Here is a 25,153-nt window from a genome sequence, read left to right as displayed (position 1 = left end):
AGGCGTAATCGTAGGCTAGGGTAGTGCGGTGAAATTATCTGGCTCGAAACTGACTCGAATTTTGGACGATCGCGAAGCGCCTGCGGCTCAAGGGAAGCGCGTGGGACAGCGTCATTTGAACTCCAATGCCATGCCTATACCGACCGATGTGAAGCTTTCCAGTCGTCCGAAATCAAGCCGCGATTTGGCTCCACTTCTCGCGCATCCTGATCAGGTTATGTTCCTCGACATCGAGACGACTGGTCTGAGTAGGCACTACGACTACATCACCGCCATAGGCTACGAGATGGGCGGTCGTTATGATGTCTGGCTTGCAGGTGACGATATCACGTCATTTCGTTCAGCCCTTGAGAGTGCGCGTAGCCTAGTCACGTTCAACGGTACGCTATTTGACCTTCCATTCATCGAGGATGCCTTCGGAAACCTGAACTGGCCAAGTCACCATGTCGATCTACGATACGCTTGTCGCCGGGCCGGTTTGGTGGGTGGTCAGAAGCGTATCGAGGAGCAGCTTCAGATAAAGTGCCGCGAAGGAATGGAAGGTGTCGATGGCGCAATGGCCGTCCTCCTTTGGCACAGGTATCTTCGTGGAGACGATCATGCTTTGGAGCAACTCGTCTCTTACAATTGCGCCGACGTCCGAGCTATGACCCATATCCTAGATCACGTGGTCAGTGAATTAGTGCCGCAGGACTTACTTGCGTACAAAAAGTCATTGTATTCCTTTAAATATTTGGCCGATGGACACGAATACCGACTTCCACGCCGTCGTCGACATATTCCAGTGCACCTTCGACCCGCTGCCACGTTCGAATCTCTGTTCAGTGGCACGTTTGTTGCTAATGCCACTATAGTTGGTTTGGACCTAACTGGTTCCGAAAAGCGGCTCACTGGCATGTGTTTTATGCGGGGTAACCAAGCGGAAACCGAGGCAGTCGCAACGGACGACGAGATCGTAGATAAGATTGTGTCTGCCCAGCCCGACCTTGTGTCGATCGACTCACCGCTCTGCTTGCCGACAGGCAGAACGACCGTCTTCGACGATGATCCCCAACGGCATTTTGGCATAATGCGGATCAGCGAACGAATTCTCAAGCGCAGGGGGATTAATGTCTATCCCTGCCTGCTGCCCAGTATGCAGCGATTGACTGCTCGAGGAATCGAGATCGCGACACGACTCCGCGAGCGCGGTATTCGGGTTATTGAATGCTATCCGGGCGCTGCTCAAGATATTATGGGGATTCCTCGTAAAGGAGCCGGTGTGGAATGGCTCAAACTGGGCATGTCGGAATTCGGAATCCATGGGGCGTTCGAGACCGAGCACGTAACCCACGATGAACTTGACGCGATTACTTGCTCGATAGTCGGAGCTTTCCATTTGGCCGGCATGACGGAGGGTTTGTCTGGTCCAGAAGAAGAGCCGATGATCGTCCCTCGGCTCAATGGCGAATCTACTCAGGTCGTTGGATTGAGTGGAGAGATCATGTCGGGGAAGACATCGACTGCACGAATCCTTGAAGATGAGGGTTTCGCTTACACGCGGATCAGCGAGGTCATTGATGATGTGATCCGGGAACGCGGGGAAATGCCCTCTCGTGAAGCACGTCAGCGCATTGGTCTCGAACTTCATCGCAGTCCAGGTCAGCGTTGGCTTTGTAGAAAGGCAATTGAGCGTATTCCTGGCGAGGTGCCGTCGCGGATCGTCGTTGATGGCCTCCGCTGGCCGGAGGATATCGACTATCTTAGGGAAAGGTTTGGGGGTGGGTTCAAGCATGTGCACGTGAAAGCGCCGTTGGACGCGCGGCTTAATCGCGCTCGAAGCGTCGGGCGGATGACAGAACTTCAGTGGGCGGCGGAACATCCTGTCGAAAGTGGGGTCAGTGCTTTAGAAGGAGTTGCAGACGATGTCCTGATGAACGATGGTTCCTTGGTATCTCTTCGTCAGCGGATACGCAAATTCATGCAGTTAGAACCATGAGCTTCAAATGCCAGTAAGTGTGGTAGTCGGAGGCCAATATGGCTCCGAGGGGAAGGGAAAGGTCGCGCTCGACACAGTGCGGCGGGACACGAAGTCGACGCTAGCCGTGCGACCAGGCGGCAGCAATTCCGGTCACACGGGATTCAGCAGCACTGGTAGGCGTCATGTATTGCGTCAGCTTCCAGCAGCGGTAATCGATGGTCGGATTGGCGCCGTCATCCCCGCAGGCTCATACGTTGATCCCGACCTACTACTGCGTGAGATTGTCGAAATAGGTATCTCGCCAGCGCACATTCACATAGACCCTCGTGCCCATGTCATCACAAACGCACATCGCGAATGGGAACGACAATCAACGCTGACCGAGACGATTGGTTCAACCGGTTCAGGTACTGGAGCGGCCGTTCTCGCGAGGGCGGCGAGATACGCACCTGGCATTCCGCGTGGAATACCGGCTGCTGAATGCGATCAACTGAGGCCATTTTTGAGCGACACAGTGGCGCTTATGCGGGGCGCTTTAAGTCGAGGTGAGCGAATTGTCGTCGAAGGAACTCAAGGATTTGGCTTATCGGCGCTTCATGGTGATGTTTGGCCTAAAGCAACAAGCCGCGATACCACGGCTGCAGGATTTTTGTCTGAGGCGGGATTGGCGCCGAGTGATGTGGATGACGTAGTGTTAGTGCTGCGCTCTCACCCCATTCGAGTAGCAGGAGATTCAGGCCCCCTGCACGGTGAGACAAGTTGGGATGAAATCGCTCAAAGTTCGGGCGGGCCTTGGTGGGGGGGCGAATTGACCAGCGTGACCCATCGATTGCGGCGGGTCGGAAAATTCGATGCAGAAGTCGTTCTCCGCGCCATTATGATCAATCAGCCGCAGAGGATCGTTATGAACCATCTGGACCATGTCGATTATAAAGTAGCCAACGGTAAAACTCTAACAGACAAGGCTTGCGCGTTTATCGCTGACGTGCAACGTCAGATCGGTCGACGCATCGACGCGATAGGTACAGGTGAGCAGGCTTTTATTGATATCAGCAGCGCCGATGTCCACGCTTGAGCCAGAGGAATGGCTACGGTCTGAGGGTGAAAAAGGCGATGCAGACGCCAACTTGCGCCATTTAAAGTACGCAGCAAGCGACCCCTTTCCTGAGATACCGTCCGCGCTGTTGGGGTCGTCCGCATTTCTCAAATACATTCGCACTACGGCAATGATTCATCCTTTCCGTGGTTGGAACCACGAAGGAAATGAGCCGAACAAGGATCTCGTTAAGCCTGCCTCTTACGAAATGCGGCCGGGCGGTTCATTTTTCATGTTCGACGACAATGGGGACTTGGCAGAACAGAAGCTCGTTCACAGGGGGGAGAAGCCCTATATCCGGCTCCCGGCAAATTCCATTACGTTCGTGTCCACCGAAGAGACCTTCCGACTTCCCAACTATATCGCGGTCAGGTTCAACCTGCGCATTAAACACGTACACCGGGGTATCCTCCTCGGAACTGGGCCGCTCATCGATCCAGGCTATAACCGTCCAATTCTGATTCCTCTGCACAACCTTACGAACAATGATCACTTCATTGCCCTGGATGAAGGACTCATTTGGGTCGAATTTACAAAGACATATCCGACTACCGATAATCCACTCTACCATAAACCGTTTGGCACCCCAGACTTGCCCAAACACACCAAAGGTAAGGATTTTCGCCAATATCTCTTTGCAGCGGGCGGCGGCGTGCCTATCCGTAGTTCGATTACGGACGTGAAACGGTCGGCGCAAAAGGCAGAGAAGAAGGTAGAATCGTTTGACAGGCGCATCCGAAACTTCGGGCTACTCGGTATCGCAGCGCTGGTCCTTTCTGTGGGAGGTCTTCTTTATCCCACGCTGAGCCTTGTTTATACGGCTAGCCAGCAGATTGATGGCACGCGTAAGGAAATTTCCGATTTGAAAGCCGAGATTAAAGAATTGAAGGAAGCGCTGAAGACGAAAGAAAATAAACCTAAAGACGGTGAAAAGGGGGGGTGATGTCTTGGGTGAGCGCGCTTGTCGCAAACTTGGCAGTGTTGATTGCGGGGGTACGCGTTCTGGCAATGGCTTGGGAATCGCCTCAACGTGACTCTCTTCCTCTAATCGTGACCAAGGAAGATCTCGAGCGGCACAACAGCGCACTTAGAATGCGCGAAATGTTTCTATTCTTTATTGGAACAATAATGATTTGTATTTCTGTTTACCGTCTTGGTGGATAGGTAGAAATTGTAGCGCTGATCCATGGAAATTATCATCCATTTCATGTTGGATTTTCGGCATTAATATTGGGAGTGGATGTGCATTCGTCCGTGGGGGTCGCAGGGGAACTGCTCTGACTTTTCTGACATGTTGCATGGCCTGACCTCCAAAAGGAAATTTTGACATCTATCCTGTGTCTCTACATAGATCGATCTGCCGTGATCGCTATCGAAGGTATCCCCCGGGGGGTGGGGCGGCGCTGACTGGGTCCCCTTTTAGGCTTGTTCAATCAACGCTGCGATTTGATCCACGCAGGCGAGGTCATGGCGTTCAATGCGGGCATGATGGCAAGCATAGGTCCGGCGCCACATGCCTTTTGGCCGCTCTACCTCCGCGCCCAATCCCCCGGCGCCGCCAAGTTTTCGCTGCGCCCGAAATAGCTTTTCAAATGGGCGGTCAAAATGGCTCAGTCGCTCAACACGATAGGCCAATCCCCATGCTTCCCGACTGGCGAAACGGTTTCCGCCCGTTGGTAGATGCAAAGTGCGGGCACGCTTCCCGCTCGTCGGGCATTTCATCCACCAGCGCCGCCCGCCAAAATGCTGCTCGGTCGATGTCAGTGCGATCTTTTGCACGACTTTCTTGAGTTTCCCGTCAGGCAAGGGAACGGAATATCGCAGAAGCAAATGAGGGCTTTCCATTCCGCCCAAATCTAGCCGAAAATGAGCCGATGCGAGGGAATTCCTGCCGCGCGACCACTTGATTTCCCCGGCACCAGCCTGTCCCTCTCGGATCGGGCCAAGTCGCATGAGCCAGGCAAGATCAAGTGTAAGGCAGTCCTCGACTAGTGGTTTGCCATCACGTCGTCCGGAAAGGATGCTACCCATCTGTTCGCTCCCGATTCTCCCAAATCATCTGGGGAATGACGGCGATACCCCGAAAAACTGTGGGAGGGAATGTGGGGGTATTCATTGCGGCTTTTAGAAAAATTATATTAATTCAATTAACTGTTGAAAATGTTCGGTTCAAGCCCTGCCACCACCAGCTCTCTTCTCAAGCTGAAGCCAGACGAAGCAGGTCCCCTTTCGAGGGCGGCATTGCGGTCCCCGGGCTCACGGACTAGATGAAGGCATGCCCTCAGACATTCTTGATAATCAGGGCCGCGGCGAAGCTTCGTGGCAATGGCCCTCCGTCCACACCGAAGGGCGCAAGTTCGGCGCTATCGCCGGTGGTATTGCGCTGATCGGATGGCTGATCCTGGGCCCTTGGGTGGGCTGGCCGCTGGCGGTGCTCACATTGTGCGTGCTGGCTTTCTTCCGTGATCCGGTCCGCGTCACGCCGCAGGACGAGCGCTGCATTGTCGCGCCTGCGGATGGGCTGGTGACGCTGATCCAGAAAGTGCCGCCGCCGCGCGAACTGACCGCCGACGATGGCAGCGGCGCCGCGCCGATGCCGGCTGACCCGGTAACGCGCATTTCGATTTTTATGTCCGTCTTCGATGTGCACATCAATCGCGCGCCGATCGGCGGCACCGTCCAGCGGGTGATCTATATTCCGGGCAAGTTCGTGAATGCCGATCTCGACAAGGCGAGCGAGGAGAACGAACGCCAGCATATCCTGATCGAACGCGGCGACGGAACGCGCATCTGCTTCACACAGATCGCCGGGCTGGTCGCGCGCCGCATCGTGCCGTTCATCAAACCGGGGGACATTATCGCCGCCGGTCAGCGGATCGGCCTGATTCGTTTTGGCAGCCGCGTCGATGTCTACCTGCCTGCGGGCACCGAACCGCGTGTGCTGATGGGCCAGCGTATTGTGGCAGGTGAGACGGTGCTGGCGGAAATGGGCGCCGCGCCTGTGATCGAGGGTGTCGCCCAGTGAGCGATAGTGCGCCCGAAAGTACCGCAGAGGAAGCTGACGGGTTTGCCGAAGGGCAGCCTGCTCCGCGGCGCCGTTTCGCGCGCGGGCTTTCGATGCGGGCCATCGTGCCCAATGCCATTACCGCCGCTGCGCTCTGTTCGGGCCTGACCGGCATCCGATTCGCGATCGGCGGGGATTTCGACCGGGCGGTTCAGGCCGTGATCCTGGCCGGGCTGCTCGACGGTATCGACGGGCGCGCGGCACGGCTGCTGAGAGCCCAGACCCGCTTCGGTGCAGAGCTGGACAGCCTGGCCGATGCGATTTCCTTCGGCGTCGGCCCCGCACTGATCGTCTATCTGTGGACGTTGCACCAAGTCCCTAGCGTGGGCTGGATGGCGGCGTTGGCTTTTGCGATTTGCTGTGTCCTGCGGCTGGCGCGCTTCAATGCGCGGCTCGATATGCAGGATCAGCCGCACAAGCAGGCAGGGTTCCTTACCGGGGTTCCGGCGCCGCTGGGCGCCGCGCTGGCATTCCTGCCGATGTACCTGTGGATCGCCAGCGGCCGGTCCGAATTCGCCAATCCGATAGTGGTGAGCGGCTGGATGGCGCTGATCGCTTTTCTGATGATTTCCAGTGTGCCGACGCTGGGCTGGTCGCGGTTGCGTCCGCCCAATAGCCTGCGGCTAGGCATGATTGCGCTTGTCGGGCTGATTGTCGCGGCACTGTTGACCGAACCGTGGTTCACGCTTGCCGCCATCACGATCTGCTATCTGCTGCTGATACCGGTGGGACTGGCAGCTTATGTGAAAATCAGGCGGCAAGCGCCGCACCCGGCCACTCCAGCCCCGGAGTCTGAACCGTTCGACGAGCAGGGCGCTCCGCTCGGTCCTTCCTGAACGGCACCAGCGCGGGCGTTTGCCGACGTTCGGTGGTTTTCCAGAAAATCGCGATGCTTTCCGGGCAGTCTTCGAGCTGCGCCCGCAGTGCAAGTGCGCCCGGGCCATAGCGCCGCCACGTCGCGGCTATGGTCCAGATCGAAACCAGTGCGGCAAAAGCGAAGAGGCAAGCGGCAAGTGCAGTCATGACCGTTCCTTTCGAACCATGGCCCAGGCCCTGTTGCCAGACCTGTGGGCAGCTTGTGGAAAACGCGAATCTGTTCTAATAATGTTCCAGCAAGGCTTTTGTTCTATTTTTGTTCCGTTGTTGTCAAGCTGTTTTTCGGCGGGTGATTGCAAAGGGCGCGGCCTGTGGGTCTGGGGCGGGGCATTTCTCCAATCGCCAGTCCAGGTGCTGTGGCACTTTCCGGCCGGATGACGGGTAGGAGGTCATGTGGCGAAAATTACGGGCTTGGGCGGCGTTTTCTATGTCGTGAAGGATCCGGAGGTGACGAAGGCGTGGTATCGCGATGTCCTGGGGATCGACGGCGACTATGGCCCGATGCTGCTATGGTCTGAGGAGAAGGGCGAAGCGCCCTATTCGCTGATCAGTCCGTTTGCCGATGACACCTATTTCCGCCCGGGGCGCGGCGGCTTCATGATCAATCTGCGTGTCGACGATCTTGACGGCTTCGTCGGGCAGCTGCGTGAAAAGGACGTGGAGGTGCTTGGCACGGTCGATGAGGGCTATGGCAAATTCGCCTGGCTGCTCGATCCCGATGGGGTGAAGATCGAATTGTGGCAACAGTGCGCGCCGCCGGAAGGCTAGGGTGTCAGCCAGTAGTCAAGTCAGGCTGGTGTTCAGACGGGGGTAGCGTTCAAGCCACCGTTTGGTGTGAACCCGCTGTTCGAACATGGTGCGTCTGGTTCCGGCGAAATGCGCGGTGGGGCGAAGGCGTCCGCGATAGAGGTCCTCCAGCCCGAGCGGCGCGTTGATTTCCACCCGGCCGGCTGTTGTCAGGCGCGCCGCCACGGCGGTTGCGGTTTCGGGCCAACGGGTCATGGCATCTGCTGTGCTGCGATAGGGGGAGTCGCCGTTGCGCAAGTGCATGCGGGCCTGATTTTTCACCGACCAGTCCAGTGCGGGAATTTGCGCGTGCAGCCGGGCTTCAAGAGCCTCGTCGATACTGCGGCCGGTCTGTGCCGGGCCGAACCAGATCACATCGATATCGCTGGAAGGAGGCGAGGGCGCGCGGCCATGGAGCCAGTCCCACACGGCGTCGCGCACGAAACCGGCGCCGATCCAGCTATCGGGCAGGCCAAGCGTGCGGACGGCAGCCAACGCCTGCATGCGCGCCGCATCGGCTTCGAGCAGGGTTGCAAGGGCGGCTGCGTGGCTCATCATGCCTGCATAGGCGCCTGCCTGCTTCCGGCAAATGGAGAGAATGGCGAATTGGGGCTGGATTTTCGGGCGAAACGCGGCTAAGGGCGGCGCCGTCAGGGAAGGTCCGGCCGAATTCGCGGCTTTTCCGCTCCTGGCAAATCCACATGGGAAGCACACATACCGGTGCCGCAGCGGGCCCAAAAGTCTTCGGACTCTCCGCACGGTTCCAGCTTTCCAGAGGCGTAACCGGAAAGGAATTACTTATGGCGGCTCCTGTCGTCACCATGCAGCAGCTTATCGAGGCCGGCGCTCACTTCGGCCACCAGACCCACCGCTGGAACCCGCGGATGAAGCCGTACATCTTCGGCGCCCGCAATGGCATCCACATCGTCGACCTGTCGCAGACCGTGCCGCTGATGGCCCGCGCTCTGGAATTCATCTCGGCCACCGTGCAGGCTGGCGGCAAGGTGCTGTTCGTCGGCACCAAGCGTCAGGCTCAGGAGCCGATCGCGCAGGCGGCGCGTGCTTGCGGCCAGCACTTCGTCAACCACCGCTGGCTGGGCGGCATGCTCACCAACTGGAAGACGATCTCGGGCTCGATCAAGCGCTTCAAAGCTCTGGAAGAGCAGCTTTCGGGCGACACCACCGGTCTCACCAAGAAGGAAGTCCTTCAGCTCACCCGTGAGCGTGACAAGCTGGAACTGTCGCTGGGCGGTATCCGTGACATGGGCGGCATTCCCGACGTGATGTTCGTGATCGACGCCAACAAGGAAGACCTGGCGATCAAGGAAGCCAACGTGCTGGGCATCCCGGTCGTTGCCGTGCTCGACACCAACGTGAACCCGCAGGGCATCGCCTTCCCTATCCCGGGCAACGACGACGCCAGCCGTGCCGTGCGCCTCTACTGCGACGCCGTCGCTCAGGCCGCAACCAAGGGCGGCCGCGAAGCCGTGATCGAAAGCGGTGCCGACATCGGCGCCATGGACGAGCCGGTTGCCGAGGAAGCCGTGGCTGAGACCACCGAGGCCTGACACGGGTCCGGCAACGACTCTTTCGTCATGGAATTGTCGCGCGCCGGGTCCAATGGGCCTGGCGCGCACTCGTATTTATGGCCGCATGTCCGGCCGAACCAAGTAAGAGGATTTTGAGCGATGGCCTACACCGCCGCTGACGTGAAGAACCTGCGCGAGCGCACTGGCGCCGGCATGATGGACTGCAAGAAGGCTCTCGACGAGTCCAACGGCGATCTCGAAGCCGCTGTCGACGCGCTGCGCGCCAAGGGTCTGGCCGCTGCCGCCAAGAAGTCGAGCCGCACCGCGGCCGAAGGTCTGGTCGGCGTGACCGTTTCGGGCACCAAGGGCGTGGCCGTCGAAGTCAACTCGGAAACCGACTTCGTCGCCAAGAACGACCAGTTCCAGGACTTCGTGCGCAATGTCACCGAAGTCGCGCTGGGCGTGGCCGGTGACGATGTGGAAGCGCTCAAGGCCGCGGCCTACCCCACGGGCGGCACTGTTGCCGAAGCGCTGACCAACAACGTCGCGACCATCGGTGAGAACCAGCAGGTTCGCCGCATGAAGACGGTCGAAGTCGCCAATGGCGTCGTCGTGCCCTACATGCACAATGCTGCTGCGCCGAACCTCGGCAAGATCGGCGTGCTCGTCGCGCTCGAATCGGAAGCGCCTGCCGACGTGCTCGAATCGCTGGGCAAGCAGATCGCGATGCACATCGCCGCCGCCTTCCCGCTGGCGCTGACCGCCGACGATCTCGACGCCGAGCTGATCGCCCGCGAGCGCAAGGTTGCCGAGGAAAAGGCCGCCGAATCGGGCAAGCCCGAGAACGTGCAGGAAAAGATGGTGCAGGGCGCGATCGCCAAGTACGCCAAGGAAAACGCGCTCCTCTCGCAGGTCTTCGTGATGGACAACAAGACCCCGATCCAGCAGGTCGTCGATGCGGCCGGCAAGGAAGCGGGTTCGAAGATCGTCCTCAAGGACTACGTGCGCTTCCAGCTCGGCGAAGGCATCGAGAAGGAAGAAAGCGACTTTGCGGCGGAAGTGGCCGCGGCGGTTGCGGGCTGATCCTTCAGCCACCTCCTTCGGGAAACGAAACAGTGCGGGCCGGGAAGCGAATGCTTCCCGGCCCGTTTTGTTTTCCGGCGGGTAAAGGTGGTCAGTAGGCCGCGGTGAAGCGGGTCCGGGGATGCTTGTGGGCTTCCAGTTCGTCCACCATGGCAATGGCATAGTCGGCAAAGCTGATTCTGCTTTCCCCGGCATCGTTGGCGATGAGCTGGTCGGTGCCGGTCCGGAACGTGCCGGTGCGCGGGCCTTCCTCGAAGAAGGCGGCCGGGGAGAAGAACGTCCAGTCGATGTCGGTGACGGGCCGGAGCGCATCGAGAAAAGTGATGCCGCCCTGCGCGAAGGGCTTCCATTCCTCGGGAAAATCGGGCGAATCGAACAGGCGCTGGCCGGGGGCGATTTCCAGACTGGCCGCGCCGCCGGTGACGAGCAGCCGGGGCACGCCCGCCTGACGCAGCGCGGCCAGCAGGGTTTCGGCCGGAACATCGAAATGCAGCGCGCTGATCACGGCATCGCATCCGGCGATGACCCCGGCCAGAGCCACCGGATCTGTGGCGTCGGCAGCGACAGGGGTAATTCCCTTGGCTTCGGGGATTTTCTCGGGATGGCGGGCGACGGCGATGACGTCATGGCCGCGCGCGGCTGCTTCGCGAGCGATTTCGGAGCCTGCGTGGCCGCTTGCGCCCAGAACGGCAATTTTCATGTCTCGTACTCCAGCAGTTTCTACTATATACCAGGTGTGATATGGAAAGCATCGATGCAAGAAGGCACTTCACAGGCACCGGGTTACCCGGAAGAAACCGCTGGGCGGGAGCCGGATGTCTTTGCGGCGCAATGCCCCACGCGCCAGTTGCTGGACCGGGTTGCGGACAAGTGGAGCGTTCTGATCCTGGCGGCGCTGGGGGAAGAAGATATGCGTTTCAATGCGTTGAAGCGCAAAGTGTCGGGCATTTCGCAAAAGATGCTGAGCCAGACCCTGCGCGCGCTGGAGCGGGACGGACTGGTGCAGCGCTCGGTATTTCCGACGATCCCGGTCTCGGTCAGTTACGCTATAACGCCGCTGGGGTGCGAACTGCTCGATGCGCTTCGCTCCATGATCGATTGGGCGCAGAGCCGGCTTCCGCAAGTTGTAAGCGCGCAGCGTGATTTCGATGCGCGCATGGCCGGAATGGGGTGAGCTCTAGGTGGTTGGTTGGGAGGGCTTGCCTGCCACCGCCATCCACAACCTCTGCTCTTGGCAATCCGCACCGCTCCTCCTAAAGCCGCACCACCATTTCCCCGGAGTCCGAGCAGCATGTCATCCTCTCCCTACAAACGCGTCCTGCTTAAGCTGTCGGGCGAAGTCTTGATGGGGAGCCAGCAGTTCGGGATCGATCCCGAATTCGTCGCCGAACTGGCCCAGGAAGTGAAATCGGCCAAGGAAACCGGGCTGGAAATCTGCCTTGTCATCGGCGGCGGCAATATCTTCCGCGGCATGGCAGGCGCGGCCAGGGGCATGGACCGGGCGCAGGCCGACTACATGGGTATGCTCGCCACCGTGATGAACGCGCTGGCCATGCAGAACGCGCTGGAGCAGCTGGGCGTGGAAACGCGCGTGCAGTCCGCCGTGCAGATGGATCAGGTCTGCGAGCCGGTGATCCGCCGCCGCGCCGAGCGCCATCTGGAAAAGGGCCGGGTCGTGATTTTCGCCGCTGGCGTGGGCGCGCCCTATTTCACCACCGATTCCGGCGCGGCGCTGCGGGCGGCTGAGATGCGCTGCGATGCCCTGCTCAAGGGTACCAGCGTCGATGGTGTCTATGACAGCGATCCGAAGACCAATCCTGACGCCCGGCGCTATGAAACCGTCGATTACGACACTGTCCTCGCTGACAATCTGAAAGTGATGGACGCATCCGCCGTGGCGCTGTGCCGCGACAACGCTATTCCGATCATGGTGTTCTCGATCCGCGAGAAGGGCAATCTTGCCCGCGTCCTTGCCGGGCAGGGAACCCAGACGATCGTGCAGAAAGGAGCCTGAACCATGGCCAAGTACGACAAGGCCGATCTCGAACGCCGCATGAAGGGCGCGGTGGAATCGCTCAAGGGCGATCTCACGGGCCTGCGCACCGGCCGTGCCAGCACCCAGTTGCTCGATCCGGTGCAGGTGGAAGTCTACGGCGCGATGATGCCGCTCAATCAGGTGGCGACTGTGTCGGTGCCCGAACCGCGCCTGATCTCGGTGCAGGTCTGGGACAAGTCGAACATCGGTCCGGTCGAAAAGGCGATCCGTTCGGCGGGGCTCGGCCTCAACCCGATCAACGACGGCAACACCCTGCGCCTGCCGATCCCGGATCTGACCGAGGAACGCCGCAAGGAACTCGCCAAGCTCGCGGGGCAGTATGCGGAGAAGGCCAAGGTGGCGATCCGCAATGTGCGCCGTGACGGCATGGAAGCGCTCAAGACCGACGAGAACAAGAAGGAAATCTCCGAGGACGAGCGCAAGCGGGCCGAGGGCGACGTCCAGAAGCTGACCGACGAGCAGATCAAGGCGGTCGACGAGGCTTACGCGCACAAGGAAAAGGAAATCCTGGGCAAGTGAGGCCGGTGCGCGGCCTTTCAGTGGAAGAAGTGTGATGGGCAAGGATGAGCCTGCACGCGCCCGCCATGTCGCCATCATCATGGATGGCAACGGGCGCTGGGCCAAGAAGCGGCACCTGCCGCGCGCGTTGGGGCACCAGCGCGGCGTGGAGGCGGTGCGGCGCGTGGTGCGCGGCGCACGCGAACTGGGGCTGGAGGCGCTGACGCTCTATGCCTTCTCGACCGAGAACTGGCGCAGGCCGGAAGAGGAAGTCTCCGACCTGATGAGCCTGATGAAGCGCTTCATCGTCTCGGATCTCGACGAATTCGCCGAAGCGGGCGTGCGGCTGAAGATCATCGGCGACTACAGAGCGTTCAAGTCCGATGTCGTCGAGCTGGTTGAAAAAGCCATGGCGCGCACGGCGGGTAATACCGGCACTACGCTGGCCGTGGCGCTGAACTACGGCTCGCAGGACGAGATCGCCCGTGCCGCCGCCAAGGCCGCGGCCAAGGGGCCGGTCACGCCGGAGACCATTTCCGCCGAACTCGACACCGCGGATCTGCCGCCGCTCGATCTGCTGATCCGCACGTCCGGCGAAGTGCGGCTATCGAATTTCCTGCTCTGGCAGGCGGCCTATGCCGAGATGCTGTTTACCGATGTGCTCTGGCCGGACTTTACCGCCGGGCATCTCAAGGATGCCCTGGAGACCTTCGTATCCCGCGAGCGGCGCTATGGCGGGCGCTGAGCGATGAGCGGCAAGGCATCCGATCTGGGCACACGCGCCGTATCCGCAGTGGTGATGCTTGCCGTGGCCGCTGCGGCCTTGTGGCTGGGCGGGCCGGTGTGGATCGCGTTCGTTTGTGCTGTCGCAGTCGTCGTGCTGTGGGAATGGGTGCGGCTCGCGCGGCGCGGCACGGACAATCCGGCCGAGCGCGGGCTGTGGAACTTTGGCGGCATGCTCTATGTGGGCATGGGCGCGGCAATGCTGCTCTTTCTGCGCAACCCCGCCTTCACGCTGGCGCCGTTGCTGACTGTGATAGCGAGCGTGATCGCGGTCGATGTCGGTGCCTATTTTACCGGCCGCACATTCGGCGGGCCCAAGATCGCGCCTGCCGTCAGCCCGTCCAAGACCTGGTCCGGGCTGATCGGCGGCATGCTGGGAGCAACGCTGGCGCTGTTCGGCGCTGCCAGGCTCTGGCAGGCCGGAGTGATCTCGCTGACACCGGCGGGAGTGGGGGCTGACAGGGCGGCCTGCTTCGGCATGCAGCCGTGCTGGTATCTGGAAACCGGCACTGTGCCGTTGTTTGCCACCTGCCTGCTGACCGGCATTCTGCTTGCTGCCTGCGCGCAGGCGGGCGACTTTTTCGAAAGCTGGATGAAGCGCCGGGCAGGGATGAAGGATTCCGGCCACCTTATCCCCGGCCATGGCGGCTTCTTCGACCGCGTCGACGGTTTGCTGGCAGTGCTTGCTGTTTTGGCGCTTATGCTGTTGTTTCAGCCGCGATGACGCAAGTGCGCACTCTGACGGTACTGGGAGCCACGGGTTCCGTAGGCGCTTCGACGCTCGATCTGGTGCGCCGTCAGCGGGAAGCCTGGCGTGTCGTGGCGCTGACGGCGCATTCCAATGCCATCGATCTGGCCCGGCTCGCGCACGAATTCTCCGCCGAAGTGGCCGTTATCGCCGACGAGGCGCGCCTGCCTGAACTGCGCGAGGCGCTGGCGGGGACGGGCATCGAGGCGTTGGGCGGCCCAGCAGCCCTGGCGGAGGCCGCCGCGCGCGGAGCGGATGTAACGGTTGCCGCGATTGTTGGCTGCGCAGGGCTGGCGCCCACCATGGCCGCGATCGAACAGGGCGGGGTGGTCGCGCTCGCCAACAAGGAAGCACTGGTTTCGGCGGGCGAAGTGATGACGGCGGCGGTCGTCCGGCATGGAGCGACATTGCTTCCGGTCGATTCCGAGCACAACGCGATCTTCCAGTGCCTGCAGGGCAATGATCCGGCCCATGTCCGCTGGATCACGCTGACCGCCAGCGGCGGTCCGTTCCGCGATTGGTCCTGGGATCAGCTTTGCGCGGCGACCCCGGCGCAGGCGATCAAGCATCCCAACTGGGACATGGGTGCCAAGATCAGCGTCGATTCCGCCACGATGTTCAACAAGGGGCTGGAACTGATCGAGGCGCATCACCTGTTCCCGGTGGGGCTCGATAAGTTACGGATCATCGTTCACCCGCAGTCGATCGTTCATTCGATGGTCGAATACCGTGACGGTTCGACGCTGGCGCAGCTCGGCCCGTCCGATATGCGTGTGCCGATCGCTTCGGCGCTGGCATGGCCGCAGCGCATGGATACGCCTTGCGAACCGCTCGACCTTGCCGCCATTGGCGAACTGACCTTCCGTCTGCCCGACGAGGAGCGCTTTCCCGCTACGCGGCTGGCGCGTGAAGCGGCGCAGGCCGGGGGCGGCATTCCCGCCGTACTCAATGCCGCGAACGAAATTGCGGTTGCTGCGTTCCTGGCTGGTCAGATTTCGTTCACCCGGATTGCGGCACAAGTTGATCTTGTGCTCAATGCCTATGCGCCTGCGCCGCCTGCCAGCCTGTCCGACGTGCTTGCCGTCGATAGCGAGGCCAGGGAGCGGGCGCGGGAATTGATGGAGACTGCCTGACTTGACCGGATCACCCAATCTGCTGACGATGATCTTTGCTTTCCTGCTGGTGCTGGGGCCATTGGTCCTGATTCACGAGTTAGGGCACTATCTCGTCGGCCGCCTGTTCGGGGTGAAGGCCCATGCCTTCTCGATCGGTTTCGGCAAGGAAATCGCGGGCTGGACCGACAAGCGCGGCACCCGCTGGAAGCTCTCCGCGCTGCCGCTGGGCGGTTATGTGCAGTTCGCTGGAGACATGAACCCGGCCAGCGCGCCCTCGGCGGAGCAGGACGGGCTGACGCCGGAAGAGCGCGCGCATACGTTTCACGTCAAGCCGCTGTGGCAGCGCGCGCTGATCGTGTTCGCCGGGCCTGCGACGAACTTCCTGCTTTGTGTCGCGATCCTGGCAGCCTTCGCCTTCGTCAACGGGCGGCTGGTAGCCGATCCGGAAGTGGCTGATTTCACTAAGAACTCACCCGCGCAAGCGGCTGGTCTGCAAATCGGTGACCGTATCGTCGCGATTGACGGGAACAAGGTGGAAAGTGTCACCGACGTTCCCGAATACACTGTCTACTACGGCGGGCAGACTGTACCTGTCGCGGTCGAGCGGGACGGGCGCACGCTGGTGCTGCCGGTGAAGCTCGCCAACCGGGAGGTCAGCGACGAGTTCGGCAATACCACCAAGATCGGCGATCTGGGCATCGACTTCGCAGCGCCGGTGATCGGCGGCTTTTTTGGGCAATCGCCTGCTGAGGCGGCGGGCCTCAAGTCAGGCGACCGTATCGTTTCAATCGACGGCACGGACGTGCGCAGCTTCGGGGATATTCCGGAACTGGTTCAGCCTTTCCCGGGCAAGCAGGTGACGATCACGGCCATGCGCGATGGCGAGGCACGCGTCTTCCCCGTAACGCTCGGTTCGGTGAAGGTAACCGGGGAGAACGGCCGCAGCGAGACCATCGGCCAGCTCGGCATCCGCGCGGGATTCGGGCATGTCGTCCCGGTCGGTGCGGTCGAGGCGCTGGAAATGGGCGTGTCGCGCAGCTTTTCCATCATGGGCACCATGGTCACGGGTATCCGCCAGATCTTCACGGGTCAGCGTTCGGTGAAGGAACTGGGCGGGCCGATCAAGATCGCCAAGTATTCGGGCGAGCAGTTCAGCCTCGGCTGGGATGCCTTTGTGGGCTTTGCCGCCCTGATCTCGATTAACTTGGCATTCATCAACCTCCTGCCAATCCCTGGCCTCGACGGCGGGCACCTGGCTTTCTACGCGGCCGAACTGGTCCGTCGCAGGCCTTTGGACGCGCGCAGTCAGGAATGGGCGATCCGCACGGGCGTGGCACTGGTTCTCACGCTTATGCTGTTCGTTACGGTCAATGATCTGGTGTCCCTCCCGGTTTTCGGGGGATAGCCTGGAGGTTTTGTTCAGCGATCACAGTCTTGCCGGGTTTGGCTGCTTGATTGGAAGGCAGCCATCGGGCAGATGGCTGCGATTGCTTGCCGGGTAAGCGTAGGGCATGCCGGGCCATCGGGGTGATCGCGAAAGCGAAGACGGGATTTTGCGTAGAATGATGGGATGGGTAATGGTTCGCAGCAATGAAGCCCGCCGCGCGTCGCAGCTTGCGGCCGTGCTTCTGGGGACCACGGTCCTTGCCGGTGTGCCCGTAGAGGCTTTCGCTCAGGATGCAGATCCGGCTCCTGTTCCGGCGCCTGCGGCCGCTCCGGCCGCAGAGCAGACGATTCAGTCGATCCAGGTGACCGGGGCCGAGCGTCTCGAACCGCAGACGGTGCTGTCCTACATCAAGCTGCGTATTGGCCAGCCTTATTCCAAGGCCGCCGCCGACCAGGCGCTCAAGGATCTCTACGAGACGGAGCTGTTCAAGAACGTCGAAGTGACTAACGATGGCGGCAACGTCACGATCAAGGTCCAGGAAAACCCCGTCGTCAACCGCATCATTCTGGAAGGCAACAAGCGCCTGAAGGACGACAAGATCCGGCCTGAAATCAAGATCGCCCCGCGCCAGATTTTCACGCGTTCCAAAGTCCGCGCCGACGTTGCGCGCATCATCGAGCTTTACAAGCGCCAGGGTCGCTACGCTGCGACAGTCGAGCCGAAGATGGTCATGCTCGACCAGAACCGCGTCGATATCGTCTTCGAGATTACCGAAGGGGCGAAGTCCAAGGTCCGCCAGATCAACATCATCGGCAACAAGCATTTCTCGGATGGGAAGCTGCGCGGCGAGATGGTGACAAAGGAAGCCCGCTTTACCCGCATCTTCAGCTCCAACACGAGCTACGATCCGGATCGCATGGCCTTCGACCAACAGAAGCTGCGCCAGTTCTATCTGACACAGGGCTATGCCGATTTCCGCGTGGTCTCGGCCGTGGCCGAACTGACGCCGGACAAGAAGGACTTCATCATCACCTACGTGGTGGAGGAAGGGAAGCGCTACAAGTTCGGCGATGTGAAGGTGGAAAGCCAGCTTCGCGACTTCGACGGCGAGAAGCTGGCGAAGAACCTGCCGATGCACAAGGGCGACTGGTACAACGCCAAGCAGGTCGAAGACACGATCGACAGCCTGAATGAGACGGCTGGCGCTTTCGGCTATGCTTTCGCCGATGTCCGCCCGCAGTACGACCGTGACAAGGACAACCTCACCATGGGGATCACGTTCGTGATCCAGGAGGCCCCGCGCGTCTACGTCGAACGGATCGACATCAACGGCAACACGCTCACGCAAGACAAGGTCGTGCGCCGCGAGTTCCGCCTTGCCGAGGGCGACGCGTTCAACTCGTTGCAGGTCAAGCGCTCGACCAACCGCATCAAGTCGCTCGGCTACTTCCAGGAGAAGTTCGAAGTCGAGCAGAAGCCGGGCAGCGCCGACGATCGCATTATCCTCGAAGCCAACGTCGAGGAAAAGCCGACGGGCGAATTGCAGCTTTCGGCAGGCTTCTCCAGCCTTGAGAGCTTCATTTTCCAGGCCTCGGTCCGCCAGCGCAACTTCCGCGGGCGCGGCCAGACGATTGGCCTCTCGGGCAGCATCTCCCGCTATTCCAAGAGCGTGCAGGCCAGCTTTGTCGAGCCCTATCTGTTCGACAAGAACGTGTCGCTCGGCTTCGATATCTACCGGCGTGATTATAATAGCTTCAATTATTATAACTCTAACCGGAATACGACGTACAAGCAGTCCACAACGGGTTTTCAGGTTCGTGCCGGTGTTCCGCTGACTGAATACCTGACTGCGGTTGGGCGCTATACGCTTAACTATGATGATGTCGCTCTGGATAGAGGGACATATTACTCGTACCGTCTGGATCCCAACGTTCTGCAGTGCGACCCCCTCTACGCAGGGCGCTATTTGTGTGACGCTATTGGTAAGCGGCTCAGCTCAATTGTTGGCTTGTCGCTGATCTATGATACGCTTGATAATCGCATCCGTCCGTCTCGCGGTGAAACGGCATCTGTCAATGTCGATATCGCAGGGCTGGGCGGTGATGTTCACTACGCTCGCTTGCGCGCCAATGCTGCCAAGTATTGGCCGTTGGGGGGGGGCTTTATATTCTCGCTTTCGGGTGAAGGCGGTATCATCAAGGGCTTTGCCGGAGACGATGTGCGTCTGACCGATCGCTTCTTTCTTGGTGAACCGCAAATGCGCGGGTTTGGTATTCGCGGTATCGGTCCTCGAGTTTTGCGCAAACGGCTCGTGGAAACCGACGGTGTTCTTGCTCCATCCGACAGGCGTAGGGATTGGACTGACGACGCTCTGGGCGGCAAATATTACTATAAAGGACGTGCGGAAATCGAGATACCGCTGGGATCGGGCGCGCGGGAGATGGGGCTGCGGCCATCCATCTTCACCGATGTGGGCGCTGTCTGGGGTATCAAGCAGCCGCAGTTGACGCAGTGTAACCCTGGTTGCAATCCAACGTATCTTGTTCGCGATGCGGATGGCAACGATACACAGACAACTACGCTGGATGCGGTTGATCCAACTACTGGCATCGCCAACACTCCAACCGGTGCGTATCAATTCCAGTTTGCAGAGGAATTTGCCGGAGACACCTGGAAGCCGCGTGTCGCCGTGGGCTTCGGTGTGAACTGGAACTCTCCGTTTGGTCCGTTCCGCATCGATATCTCCAAGGTCCTCCTCAAGGAGGATGGCGACAAGACCAAGACCTTCACATTCAACGTGGGAACGCAATTCTGATGAAAACCATGATCAAGACCGTCGCGCTGGGCTCGGGCCTGGCGCTGGCTACTCTCGCCGCGCAGCCGGCTCTGGCGGCCAAGGCCGCTCCCGCAGCGGCGTCCGAAAGCGGTACTATCGTTGCCGGACTGGGCGTTGCCAATCTCGATGCCGTGGTCGTCAACTCGAACGCCTACAAGACCGCCGAGCAGCAGCGCGAAACGACCTACAAGGCACAGTATGATCAGGCGAAAGCCCGCAACGATCAGCTGACCGCGCAGCTCAAGCCGATGGTCGACAAGTTCAATGCCGATCGTCAGGCCGCCAGCCCGAACCAGGCCTCGCTGCAGCAGCAGGCTGCGGCGATCCAGCAGCTTCAGGAAAAGGGCAAGGCCGAACTGCAGCAGATCCTTCAGCCCGTCGCCCTGTCGCAGGCCTATGTGCAGGAGCAGATCGAGGACAAGCTGAACGACGCGCTCAAGTCGGCGATGAAGAAGCGCAGCATCTCGATGGTGCTTTCGCCCGATGCCGTGATCGCGTTCAACGGCGGGGCCTACAATCTCAACCAGGATATCCTGAACGAGTTGAACACGGCCATTCCTTCGGCGCAGCTCGTGCCGCCGGCAGGCTGGGAGCCGCGCCGCGTCCGTGAGGCTCGTGCGCAGCAGGCTGCCGCTCAGGGGCAGACGGCTCAGCAGGGCACGGCCACGCAGCCGGCTGGCCGCTGATAGAGCGCGAGTACCGGGCATGAGCGAAGAAACGGAACTGGTCTACGATACCGCGAAGATCCTGGCGGCGCTTCCGCACCGCTATCCGATGCTGCTGGTCGACCGGGTGGCCTCTTTTTCAGAAGAGGAGATCCACGCGGTCAAGGCGGTCAGCTTCAACGAGGATTTCTTCCAGGGCCACTTTCCCGGCCGGCCGATCATGCCCGGCGTCCTCCAGATCGAGGCGCTGGCGCAGGCCGCCGGCATTCTGGCGATCGAGAGCCTCGGGCTCGCCGGGACCGGCAAGCTGGTCTATTTCATGGCCATTGAGGACGCCAAGTTCCGCAACCCGGTAACGCCTGGCAATTTGCTCGATCTGCGCGCGGGCTTCGTTCAGAAACGTTCGCGCGTGTGCAAGTTCTGGGGCAAGGCCTCGATCGGCGACAAGGTAACCTGTGAGGTGAACTTCACCGCCATGATCGCGGACGCCTGACGCGCCGGAGCGGGCATCGCCGCGATGCCCGCGCGGCAAGGCAGCGGCTTGATCCGGGCAGGGACTCTATCCTTGCATTTTATCGCTTCCAGCGCTATGCGCGCCGCTTTCCAAGGCAGGCCGGTCGGAACCGGCCAAATGCGAAAGAGATACGACATGAAGGCCGATACCCATCCCGACTACCACATGATCACGGTGCAGATGACGGACGGCACCACCTTCCAGACCCGTTCGACCTGGGGCAGCGAAGGCGATACGCTGGTTCTCGACATCGATCCGACCTCGCACCCGGCCTGGACCGGCGGCAAGGCCCAGATTCAGGACGGCGGCCGCGTGGCGCAGTTCAACAAGCGTTTCGGCGGTCTCTCGCTCACCAAGAAGTGAGCGCAGGCCCGCAAACGCGGGCCTCATCGCCAAAACGAAAAAGGCGGCCTTTACGGGCCGCCTTTTTTGATTCCTAAAGGGTGTGGAGAGCGGGCTCTCAGCCGTCCAGGCCGTAGTCCATCAGATCGTGCCATGCGGTCTGTTCCGCTGGCACCGCCCGCAGGAATTCCATGCCCGCGGCCTGGCCCCGGATCCAGCGGACAACCGCAGGAAGCATCGAATCGTCGCTCAGGCCGATGGAGATGAAGGCGCCTTGGCGCAGTCCGTCACCGTCAGTCTGCACGCAGCATCCGTGAAGCGAGATGTCGGCAAGAAGCACTGGCAGGCGCCGTCCCTGGGAGGTTTCCAGTATGGCTTCGAAATGTGTGGTGTGGCGGCGTTCGCGGCGGCGGTCGTCGAGTGTGTCCTGCTGCGCGGCATAGAGCCGTCCGATGGGTGCGTTCATTTTGCTTTTGTCCTTGGCGTCCCGATGGATTGCCCGCCATTGTCTGCCTGCAATCGTTAACCGGCGTTCACAAGACAACCTTGATATTCCGGTAACCCTGTTTTCTGCCGGGATGACGATTGCGTTTCGATTGCAAAAAACTAGGCTGGCGCGAAGTGCGTAGCGGGATGGCGGGGCGCACGATGGCCGCCGGGCCTGTGGAATTAGGGCGCTGGCGGCGTCGACGTATCGAAGGAGCCGCAACAGGCTTCGAACAGGAGAAGCGTAATGATCCGAACTGCCCGAATCGCTGCCGCATGTGTTCTTGCCCTGTCCGCGTCCGTCTCGCTGGCGGCCGATGAACCGGCCGGTGGAGAGGGGAAGACGGTCCATGCCACCGTGATCGGTCTCGACGGCAATGCGATGGGCATGATCACCTTGCAGCAGACGCCTGCGGGCGTGTTGCTGTCTACCGATCTCAAGGGGCTGCCGCAGGGCGAGCATGGTTTCCACTTCCACGAGAAGGGCGTGTGTGACCCGGCTGCCAAGTTCAAGACGTCGGGCGGTCACTTCGCCGCCGGTATGCCCGAGCACGGCCTGATGGTCATGGACGGGCCGCACGGCGGCGATATGCCCAACCAGTATGTGGGGCCGGACGGGGTGCTCAAGACGCAAGTCCTCAACACCGGCGTCACACTGACGCCCGGGCCGAAGTCGCTGCTTGATGCGGATGGTTCGGCACTGGTGATCCATGCCGGGCAGGACGATTATACCAGCCAGCCTTCGGGCAATGCGGGCGGCCGTATCGCCTGCGCGGTGATCAGCGCCGGGGAATGACCGGCGGGGCTGGCCGGGCCCTGGCAGGGCTGGGCCTAGCCCCAGCCCCAGGGGCGTTCGCGATACCACTGCGTGATGACGTACTTGCGGCCCGCCCGCACTTTCATCGCGTGGTGGAGCGTGGCGCCGTTCAGGGTGCCGTCCAGGCTGCGGTTGTTCCAGGCCACCAGTTTGCCGCATTCCGGCTGGATCGTCTTGTTGATCACCTTGAAGCGCGTGGCGCCGCCTGCTTCCACGTCGTTCAGGTAGATCATGAAGGTCCACGAGCGCTGCCCGGCCACAGAGCAATAGGTGTCGTAGTCCGCGCTGCCGGGCTCGAAATAGTCGGTATGGGCCTTGAATTCCTGTCCCACTTCGTAACGCTGGCCCTGCAGCGGTTCGGCGTGGGCCTGATCGAGCCCGGACAGCCGTGCGATTTTCAGGGCAAGTGCGGCAACTATGGGCGTTTCGGGAGAAAGGTCGCAGGTTGAGCTGGTGCGGAAGGCATTGTCCCCGTTGCTGTCGGCAACGGTGGAGGGGCGGTGCTGCGCCTCGATCAGCCGGACGAGCGTGCTGCATTCATCGCGCGAGAGAAAGTCGCGCACGATGAAAAGATCGAGCTGTGAGGAAGGGAAGCGCTGCACGCCTGGATGCGAAAGCAAATGAGCCGCCGGTGATTCGCCAAGTTCGGTCATGGGGGCTTCATAGACGCGGCGCGGTTGCGGGAAAATTGCACGAGTTGGGGGATGAACCGATTTTTTGCTTTGCAAGACGTGCCGCCTTGTGCAAAGGCGCGCTCCCGCACCGGTCGCCGCGCATGGCGGCCTTGAGGGTGCTTTTCGCACGGGCATGAAAGCCGGTGCGCAGTGTGGCGATCGTAGCTCAGTTGGTTAGAGCGCCGGTTTGTGGTACCGGAGGTCGTGGGTTCGAACCCCATCGATCGCCCCATTTTCTTCCGATCAGGCAGCAGATTTGCGCAAGGGGCGCTGGGAGTGTCCCGGAGCTGGCGCAATTTGCAGGTGACAAGCGGCAGCCTTTGCTGTTGAGGCACTTGCTCCGCTCGTTAGGGACTTTAGAAGCGCGCCTGTCATGCACGGATTTGCCAACCCGGCCCGTTTTCTCCGCATCGCCCGCTGGCTGATGCCGCTTTGCATGGCTGCGGGAATCGCCGTGGCCGCAGGCGCGCTGGGCTGGGGGCTGTTCGAGGCTCCGGCCGAGAAGCTGCAGGGCGAGACGGTGCGAATCGTCTATCTGCACGTTCCGGCGGCCTGGCTGGGCATGGCCGGCTGGATGGGGATTGCCGCCGCCAGTTTTTCTGAACTCGTCTGGCGCCATCCGCTTGCGGGAATTGCCGCCCGTGCCTGCGCGGTGCCGGGGGCGCTGTTTACCGCCGTGTGCCTCATCACCGGATCGCTCTGGGGGCGTCCCGCCTGGGGCACCTGGTGGGTCTGGGACGGGCGGCTGACCAGCATGCTGGTGCTGCTGTTTCTCTATTTCGGCTGGATGGCGCTGTCGCAAGCGAGCGCGGCGTCGGACGGCGGACAGAACAAGGCGCCTGCGATCTTCGGGCTGGTGGGCGCCGTCAACATTCCGATCATCCACTATTCGGTGACCTGGTGGAACAGCCTGCACCAGCCGCCCAGCATCACCATGGGCACGTCAGCGATGTCCGCTGATTTCCTGATGCCGTTGCTGGCGGCCATGCTGGGCTTCACGCTGATTTTCGCAGGTGTAGTGCTGGCGCGGATGCGCGCGATTCTGGCGGATCAGCAGGCCGAGGCCCGGTTGCGCCGCAAGGCCCTCAGCGAAGCGGTTTTCCAGTAATGTGCGAAGGGGAATTCTGACTATGCGCGAAGCGTTGGATCCCTGGACATTCGTGGTGGCTTCCTATGCCATCGGCATTGGGGCGACCGCGGCGATGATCGCATGGTCGCTGCTGTCGATGAAGCGCGCGGAAAAGCGCCGCGAGGAAGCGAGAAAGCGCTGACAATGGCAATCAAGGCAAAGCATCAGCGGCTCGTTCTGCTCGTGATCGCACTGGTTGTGCTGATGGGCGCCGGGCTGCTGGCAGCCTGGGCGCTGCGCAATCAGGCGAGCTATTTCTACGTTCCCAGCGAGATCGTGGCCAGTCCGCCCGCGCCGGACCGCGCCGTGCGTCTGGGCGGCATGGTCGAGAAAGGATCGATCAAGACCGCGCCCGACGGCGTGACCATCGCGTTCGTGGTGCAGGACGGCAAGGCGCGCGTGCCGGTGACCTTCAAGGGCATTGTGCCTTCGCTCTTCGTCGAAGGGTCGGGCGTTGTCGCGGAAGGCAAGATGCAGGCGGACGGCACGTTCGTGGCCGACAACCTGCTGGCCAAGCATGACGAGAATTATGTGCCGCGCGAAATGCAGAACATGACGGCCGATCAGGCCAAGCAAGTGGTGGCCGACACCCAATGATCGCCGAACTCGGTCTCGCTGCCCTGTGGATGGCCGCAGCGCTGGCGGCGCTGCAGCTTGTGGCAGGCGCGTTCGGGCTGACGCGGCGCGGGGCGGCGCTCGGCGCGGCGGT

General features: G+C 61.1%; 28 protein-coding genes and 1 tRNA gene. 24 read left to right on the top strand and 5 right to left on the bottom strand.

All coding sequences use genetic code 11. The annotated features are described in order from the left end of the window. Positions 1 to 61 precede the first annotated feature (61 nt). Genes MTR66_RS00145 through MTR66_RS00135 form a run of 3 tightly spaced genes read left to right on the top strand, consistent with a single transcriptional unit; the run spans position 62 to position 3,999 of the window. Positions 62 to 1,978: a ribonuclease H-like domain-containing protein gene (locus MTR66_RS00145; RefSeq protein WP_243916840.1), complete on the top strand. Its 1,917-nt coding sequence runs from the start codon at positions 62 to 64 to the stop codon at positions 1,976 to 1,978. 7 nt (positions 1,979 to 1,985) lie between these two features. Then, positions 1,986 to 3,035, top strand: a complete 1,050-nt coding sequence (locus MTR66_RS00140; RefSeq protein WP_243916838.1) for an adenylosuccinate synthetase — start codon at positions 1,986 to 1,988, stop codon at positions 3,033 to 3,035. Beyond that, positions 3,022 to 3,999 carry a dCTP deaminase domain-containing protein gene (locus MTR66_RS00135; protein ID WP_243916837.1) on the top strand — a complete coding sequence of 326 codons (978 nt, stop codon included), beginning with the start codon at positions 3,022 to 3,024 and terminating at the stop codon, positions 3,997 to 3,999. Before MTR66_RS00140 ends, MTR66_RS00135 begins: the two co-directional genes overlap by 14 nt. Positions 4,000 to 4,475: 476 nt before the next feature. On the opposite strand, the gene MTR66_RS00130 is transcribed toward MTR66_RS00135, so the two are convergent. Next, positions 4,476 to 5,087, bottom strand: coding sequence for a hypothetical protein (locus MTR66_RS00130; RefSeq protein WP_243916836.1), 612 nt, complete (start codon positions 5,085 to 5,087; stop codon positions 4,476 to 4,478). 244 nt (positions 5,088 to 5,331) lie between these two features. Here MTR66_RS00130 and MTR66_RS00125 point away from each other — a divergent pair, with 244 nt between their 5' ends. The 3 genes from MTR66_RS00125 to MTR66_RS00115 all read left to right on the top strand — a co-directional run bounded on the left by MTR66_RS00125 (position 5,332) and on the right by MTR66_RS00115 (position 7,764). Continuing rightward, a complete protein-coding gene (locus tag MTR66_RS00125) occupies positions 5,332 to 6,081 on the top strand; it encodes a phosphatidylserine decarboxylase (protein ID WP_243916832.1) in 750 nt (249 codons plus the stop codon). Between the two features lie 92 nt (positions 6,082 to 6,173). Beyond that, the gene (locus MTR66_RS00120; RefSeq protein ID WP_243917215.1) at positions 6,174 to 6,956 is read left to right on the top strand and encodes a CDP-alcohol phosphatidyltransferase family protein; all 783 of its coding nucleotides are present in this window, start codon (positions 6,174 to 6,176) and stop codon (positions 6,954 to 6,956) included. A 433-nt stretch (positions 6,957 to 7,389) separates the two neighbouring features. Then, a complete protein-coding gene (locus MTR66_RS00115) occupies positions 7,390 to 7,764 on the top strand; it encodes a VOC family protein (RefSeq protein WP_243916831.1) in 375 nt (124 codons plus the stop codon). A gap of 15 nt (positions 7,765 to 7,779) precedes the next feature. On the opposite strand, the gene MTR66_RS00110 is transcribed toward MTR66_RS00115, so the two are convergent. After that, positions 7,780 to 8,337 carry a nucleotidyltransferase family protein gene (locus MTR66_RS00110; protein ID WP_243916828.1) on the bottom strand — a complete coding sequence of 186 codons (558 nt, stop codon included), beginning with the start codon at positions 8,335 to 8,337 and terminating at the stop codon, positions 7,780 to 7,782. A 245-nt stretch (positions 8,338 to 8,582) separates the two neighbouring features. Between MTR66_RS00110 and rpsB the strand changes: the two genes are divergently transcribed. Further along, on the top strand, positions 8,583 to 9,350 hold the full coding sequence (rpsB, locus tag MTR66_RS00105) for a 30S ribosomal protein S2 (RefSeq protein WP_243916826.1): 768 nt from the start codon (positions 8,583 to 8,585) through the stop codon (positions 9,348 to 9,350). A gap of 120 nt (positions 9,351 to 9,470) precedes the next feature. Then, positions 9,471 to 10,394, top strand: coding sequence for a translation elongation factor Ts (tsf, locus tag MTR66_RS00100; RefSeq protein ID WP_243916824.1), 924 nt, complete (start codon positions 9,471 to 9,473; stop codon positions 10,392 to 10,394). Between the two features lie 91 nt (positions 10,395 to 10,485). Here the strand turns inward: tsf and MTR66_RS00095 are convergent, their stop codons facing one another. After that, on the bottom strand, positions 10,486 to 11,094 hold the full coding sequence (locus MTR66_RS00095) for an NAD(P)-dependent oxidoreductase (RefSeq protein WP_243916822.1): 609 nt from the start codon (positions 11,092 to 11,094) through the stop codon (positions 10,486 to 10,488). 54 nt (positions 11,095 to 11,148) lie between these two features. Here MTR66_RS00095 and MTR66_RS00090 point away from each other — a divergent pair, with 54 nt between their 5' ends. The 11 genes from MTR66_RS00090 to rpmE all read left to right on the top strand — a co-directional run bounded on the left by MTR66_RS00090 (position 11,149) and on the right by rpmE (position 21,359). Next, positions 11,149 to 11,568, top strand: coding sequence for a winged helix-turn-helix transcriptional regulator (locus MTR66_RS00090; protein WP_243916820.1), 420 nt, complete (start codon positions 11,149 to 11,151; stop codon positions 11,566 to 11,568). A 117-nt stretch (positions 11,569 to 11,685) separates the two neighbouring features. Next, entirely contained in the window at positions 11,686 to 12,408 is a 723-nt protein-coding gene (gene pyrH, locus MTR66_RS00085; RefSeq protein WP_243916812.1) for a UMP kinase, read from the top strand. Positions 12,409 to 12,411: 3 nt separating this feature from the next. After that, positions 12,412 to 12,969: a ribosome recycling factor gene (gene frr, locus MTR66_RS00080; RefSeq protein ID WP_243916810.1), complete on the top strand. Its 558-nt coding sequence runs from the start codon at positions 12,412 to 12,414 to the stop codon at positions 12,967 to 12,969. Between the two features lie 34 nt (positions 12,970 to 13,003). After that, positions 13,004 to 13,693, top strand: coding sequence for a polyprenyl diphosphate synthase (uppS, locus tag MTR66_RS00075; RefSeq protein ID WP_243916808.1), 690 nt, complete (start codon positions 13,004 to 13,006; stop codon positions 13,691 to 13,693). A gap of 3 nt (positions 13,694 to 13,696) precedes the next feature. Then, positions 13,697 to 14,455, top strand: a complete 759-nt coding sequence (locus MTR66_RS00070) for a phosphatidate cytidylyltransferase (protein WP_243916806.1) — start codon at positions 13,697 to 13,699, stop codon at positions 14,453 to 14,455. Further along, the gene (locus MTR66_RS00065) at positions 14,452 to 15,612 is read left to right on the top strand and encodes a 1-deoxy-D-xylulose-5-phosphate reductoisomerase (protein WP_243916804.1); all 1,161 of its coding nucleotides are present in this window, start codon (positions 14,452 to 14,454) and stop codon (positions 15,610 to 15,612) included. The genes MTR66_RS00070 and MTR66_RS00065 overlap by 4 nt, the downstream gene beginning before the upstream one ends. 1 nt (position 15,613) lies before the next feature. After that, on the top strand, positions 15,614 to 16,999 hold the full coding sequence (gene rseP, locus MTR66_RS00060; protein ID WP_243916803.1) for an RIP metalloprotease RseP: 1,386 nt from the start codon (positions 15,614 to 15,616) through the stop codon (positions 16,997 to 16,999). Positions 17,000 to 17,171: 172 nt separating this feature from the next. Continuing rightward, on the top strand, positions 17,172 to 19,796 hold the full coding sequence (gene bamA, locus MTR66_RS00055) for an outer membrane protein assembly factor BamA (protein WP_243916802.1): 2,625 nt from the start codon (positions 17,172 to 17,174) through the stop codon (positions 19,794 to 19,796). Further along, positions 19,796 to 20,503 (top strand): OmpH family outer membrane protein, encoded by a 708-nt coding sequence (locus MTR66_RS00050; RefSeq protein ID WP_243916801.1) that lies wholly within the window; start codon positions 19,796 to 19,798, stop codon positions 20,501 to 20,503. The genes bamA and MTR66_RS00050 overlap by 1 nt, the downstream gene beginning before the upstream one ends. A gap of 19 nt (positions 20,504 to 20,522) precedes the next feature. Next, entirely contained in the window at positions 20,523 to 20,975 is a 453-nt protein-coding gene (fabZ, locus tag MTR66_RS00045; protein WP_243916800.1) for a 3-hydroxyacyl-ACP dehydratase FabZ, read from the top strand. Positions 20,976 to 21,131: 156 nt separating this feature from the next. Next, complete coding sequence (gene rpmE, locus MTR66_RS00040) at positions 21,132 to 21,359, top strand: 50S ribosomal protein L31 (RefSeq protein WP_067732819.1); 228 nt, start codon at positions 21,132 to 21,134, stop codon at positions 21,357 to 21,359. 97 nt (positions 21,360 to 21,456) lie between these two features. On the opposite strand, the gene MTR66_RS00035 is transcribed toward rpmE, so the two are convergent. Then, on the bottom strand, positions 21,457 to 21,804 hold the full coding sequence (locus MTR66_RS00035) for a PilZ domain-containing protein (RefSeq protein ID WP_243916799.1): 348 nt from the start codon (positions 21,802 to 21,804) through the stop codon (positions 21,457 to 21,459). Between the two features lie 267 nt (positions 21,805 to 22,071). Between MTR66_RS00035 and MTR66_RS00030 the strand changes: the two genes are divergently transcribed. After that, positions 22,072 to 22,620, top strand: a complete 549-nt coding sequence (locus MTR66_RS00030) for a superoxide dismutase family protein (protein WP_243916798.1) — start codon at positions 22,072 to 22,074, stop codon at positions 22,618 to 22,620. 35 nt (positions 22,621 to 22,655) lie between these two features. On the opposite strand, the gene MTR66_RS00025 is transcribed toward MTR66_RS00030, so the two are convergent. Further along, the gene (locus tag MTR66_RS00025) at positions 22,656 to 23,294 is read right to left on the bottom strand and encodes a prolyl hydroxylase family protein (protein WP_243916796.1); all 639 of its coding nucleotides are present in this window, start codon (positions 23,292 to 23,294) and stop codon (positions 22,656 to 22,658) included. A 176-nt stretch (positions 23,295 to 23,470) separates the two neighbouring features. Here MTR66_RS00025 and MTR66_RS00020 point away from each other — a divergent pair. From MTR66_RS00020 to ccmE, 4 genes are all read left to right on the top strand, one after another. Beyond that, positions 23,471 to 23,547 (top strand) — tRNA-His (locus MTR66_RS00020). Positions 23,548 to 23,688: 141 nt separating this feature from the next. Continuing rightward, positions 23,689 to 24,423, top strand: coding sequence for a heme ABC transporter permease CcmC (ccmC, locus tag MTR66_RS00015; protein ID WP_243916794.1), 735 nt, complete (start codon positions 23,689 to 23,691; stop codon positions 24,421 to 24,423). A 22-nt stretch (positions 24,424 to 24,445) separates the two neighbouring features. Beyond that, a complete protein-coding gene (locus MTR66_RS00010) occupies positions 24,446 to 24,586 on the top strand; it encodes a hypothetical protein (RefSeq protein ID WP_243916792.1) in 141 nt (46 codons plus the stop codon). Between the two features lie 2 nt (positions 24,587 to 24,588). Then, complete coding sequence (gene ccmE / locus MTR66_RS00005) at positions 24,589 to 25,041, top strand: cytochrome c maturation protein CcmE (RefSeq protein ID WP_243916790.1); 453 nt, start codon at positions 24,589 to 24,591, stop codon at positions 25,039 to 25,041. Positions 25,042 to 25,153 lie beyond the last annotated feature (112 nt).

The organism is Novosphingobium beihaiense (assembly GCF_022832375.1).
Taxonomy (GTDB): Bacteria; Pseudomonadota; Alphaproteobacteria; order Sphingomonadales; family Sphingomonadaceae; genus Novosphingobium; species Novosphingobium beihaiensis.
Note: the sequence above shows the minus strand (reverse complement) of the source record. Positions and strands in the feature narration are given on the sequence as shown.